Raw genomic sequence first — 3,636 nt, forward strand, 5'->3', positions numbered from 1 at the left:
CGGGCTCGGATAGTGGCCGCCAAACTGGCCAAAGTGCCGTTCCGGGGTCCAGACCGCCTCAAGACCTGCATCATCGGCAATATCCGCCGCCTTAAGGAGCAGGTCATAGCCGCTCTCTTCACCTGTTTCCGGATCATCCGAGCCAAAGAAAAACAGCCCGAACCGCATCCGCCCGTTGCCTTCCTGCGCGTCGCCGATCCGGGACGGGGCTTCGGCCCCACGTGCCACGGCTACCCGCAGCTGCACCTGTCCATCGGCTTCAAGGCACCAGAAAGCACGTGCCTCATCCATTCCGGGCACATCCGACAGTTGCTCACCAACGGCTGCGCCAGAGGGGATTTCCGTCGAAGGGTCCAGTCCGCCAAGGCGGCGGATCACACCGGGTTCGGACAGAACCGACACATCACCGGCCGCCTCCCAGCGGGCCACTTGGGTGAGCATTCCGTCTTTGAACTGCTGGCGCGCCTTTGTGCGCTGCAATTTGCCCGAGGTTGTCCTTGGAAGCGTTGCGGGCCGAATGAACACAACCGTAGCAACGTCAATCTCATGGGCCTCCAGCACCGCCCGCCGCATGGCCCTTGCAAGCGCATTCGGATCAAACCGGCGCAGCGCCGAACGGTTCAGTTCATGGACCAGAACCAATTGCTCGCCGCCCTCGTCTTCCACCCCGAAAGCGATCGTCCGGTCGTGACCAAGTAGCGGACTACTGTCATTGGCGGTGATTTCCAGATCCACTGCGTAATGGTTCTGTCCCCGGACAATCACCATTTCCTTGATCCGGCCGAGCACATAGAGCTCGCCGTCAATCAGCGTTCCCAGATCCCCTGTGCGCAGCCAGGTCCGCCCGCTGTCGTCGCCTGCAAGACGTGCCCGGAACACCTCTTCCGTCAGTTCCGGCTTGTTCCAGTAGCCGGACGCAACACAAGGGCCGGAGATCCAGATCTCGCCGGGCTGCCCGTCCATTATTCTTTCGTGCGTCTCTGGTTCTGCAAGTACCAACTGGTGGCTGGAATAGACCTTGCCGCACGAAACAATTTTGCGCGCCTCCTTCCCCATGTTTTCCGAGAGGTTAAGGCGGGTTCGCGCTGCAAAGCGTTTGCCCGAAAAGGATCCGCTGTCGAGAACGCCACGTTGCCAATGGGGAGTTCCGGGATGCATTTCCACGGATTGGCCAGTATTGACCAGAACGGTTTCTGCCATCCCGTAAACAAGCCGGAAGTGTTCTGGATTAAACCCGCAGGGGCCAAATTTTATACAGAAATCTTTGAGCGTTTCATATCTTATCGGCTCTGCGCCATTCACAGCATGTCTCAGAGGCGTAAGATCGAGTGCGGCGATTTCTTCATCAGACACGGAATTACAGCACAACTGCCAGGCAAAGTTTGGCGCTGTTGTGATGGTCACCTTTTCCTTTGACATGAGCTTCAACCAACGGCCCGGTTTTTGTATAAAGCTCGCCGGGGTCATCAAATGTGATGCCATTCCGGAATAAAGGGGCAGGAGAATTGTCCCAACCAAGCCCATATCGTGATATGGTGGAACCCATCCGCACATGATTTCGATCGTACGATGGGGCACTCTGGTTCTGAAACCGAAATATTCATCCATCAACGCCAAGTTAGTGACAACCTGACGATGCGTAACCATTACTCCTTTGGGCGAACCGGTTGTGCCGGATGTGTATTGAAGGAAAGCAATGGCCTTAGGGTTACCGGCAAGCGGTTTCCAATCACCTGCACACTCCGAGGCGATCTTGTCAACTTGACAAAATGACAGCTCCTTGCTGGCATGCGCCCATTCTTCAAGCTGTCTTTTCTGAACTGCCAGACACAGAACTGTAGTTGTGCCGGCATCTGCGAGAATGGCTTCGAGGCGAGCCATGTGCTTGGCATTGCGCGGCGGATATGCCGGAACAGCCGTAACCCCCGCCAACTGACAAGCGAAAAACGCAGAAATATAGTCCAGACCGGGCGGGCACAGGATCAGCGCCCTGTCCCCCTGCTCAAGCGTTTTCCGCAACCTCGACCCGATCCCAGCGGCTTGCCGGTACAGCTCCCCATAAGAAAGACCAAGACACCGGGATGGCCCCGCGTCGGGGAAACTGTGGAACCAGAAAGCCGGTTTGTCCGGCATTTCCTTAGCCCTTCGGATCAAAAGGCCGCCGAGGGTCAACGGCGTTTTCATATGCTTGTTCATGGCAAGCCTTTCCTTGAAATGGGTGCTGCCAGGGACACCGGCTTGTCCCCAACGCCGTCTTGAATGATCAACAGAATGGGACAGGACATTTCCCCTGTTGCCTCGATATGCCGTTCCCTATTGTGATGCCGTGCTGGTCCAGCCAGGCCGGATTGTAGATCTTGGACAGGTATCTGGTCCCGGAATCCGGAAGTACCGTCACAATCCGTGCCGGGCCACGCATTCGGCGGGCAAGTTGAACGCACCCCCACACATTCGCGCCGCCAGACCCCCCCACCAAAAGCCCGTGTTGGCGGGCAAGCTGCCAGCACATGGAAAAGGCCGCCTCATCGGAAAACCGGATCACATCGCTCAAGACGGAGAAATCCATGCACCCCGCAATATGATCCTTTCCGGCTCCCTCCGTCTGGTAGGGCCGGATCGCCGCAGGATCGAGCACGCCGTTTTGAAAATATCCCGCATAGACCGACCCGGCGGGGTCCATGAGGACCACCTCCATCGACGGGTCCTGCTCCTTCAAATACCGGCCAACTCCCGAGATCGTCCCGCCGGAGCTTCCTGCTGCGACAAAGGCAGTCACCTGCCCGTCCATCTGACGGTGGATTTCCGGTCCGGTGGTCCTGTAATGGGCGTCCACATTCAGCGGATTACTGTATTGGTTCAGCAAAAATGATCCGGGTCTTTGCTGATGAATGCGTAGGGCCGCATTGCCGTAATGCCTGGGGCTGTCCGGCGGGGTCCCGGCCGGTGACACAATCACCTCGGCCCCCAACGCCCGCAGTACGCTTTCCTTTTCGACACTGATCTTGGCAGGCACTGTTATGACGGCATGATATCCCTTCATGGCGGCAATCATGGCCACAGCAGCCCCCGTATTGCCGGAGGAGCCTTCGATGATTGTGGCACCCGGCTCAAGCAGACCATCGCGCTCCGCCTGATCGACAATATGCCAGACAATCCGGTCCTTGATGGAGCCGCCCGGATTGAGAAATTCCAGTTTTGCGAAGATTCGGACATGCTCCGGAATACCGAGACCCCGCAACTCAATCAGCGGCGTCTGACCGTACAGGCGGTGCTGACATCCCATTGGCTGGCCTTTCGGGTCTCTTCAGAAGCCACTTTTGAGTTGCAATCGAAATAGAACACTTGCGGAGCATCTGTCGGGGATGAAGGTGCGATCCCTAGGCGCTGACCCGCAAAAATCCGTACAGAAGCTGCTGGTTATAGTGCTTGCCCGTCAGCACACCATTTTCCGGCTGCGCTGCTTCCACACAGATTGTGTTTTTCATTCTACAATCGAGAGTCAGCCTTGCCGTGCCGCGATTAATAATTTAGATGAAGCAAATAATAGATAGTCTGTATTAAATAAATATTTTCATATTATTACAGATAGTTTTATCGGGGTGGATACAGCCACGAAGTGCAACGTTTGGATTGAAG

Annotated in this window: 2 protein-coding genes; both read right to left on the minus strand. The window is 56.5% G+C overall.

From position 1 onward, the window contains the following. A partial coding sequence (locus E1297_RS03545) for a fatty acyl-AMP ligase (RefSeq protein ID WP_155133961.1) occupies positions 1–2,196 on the minus strand: 2,196 nt, incomplete at its 3' end. Positions 2,197–2,263: 67 nt separating this feature from the next. Beyond that, the gene (locus E1297_RS03550) at positions 2,264–3,283 is read right to left on the minus strand and encodes a PLP-dependent cysteine synthase family protein (RefSeq protein ID WP_155133964.1); all 1,020 of its coding nucleotides are present in this window, start codon (positions 3,281–3,283) and stop codon (positions 2,264–2,266) included. Positions 3,284–3,636 lie beyond the last annotated feature (353 nt).

This window comes from Roseibium sp. RKSG952, from assembly GCF_009711355.1.

What these genes read in the sequence shown, in the direction of transcription:
- E1297_RS03550 (WP_155133964.1), bottom strand. Translation starts at nt 3,283, where the DNA reads ATGGGATGTCAGCACCGCCTGTACGGTCAGACGCCGCTGATTGAGTTG.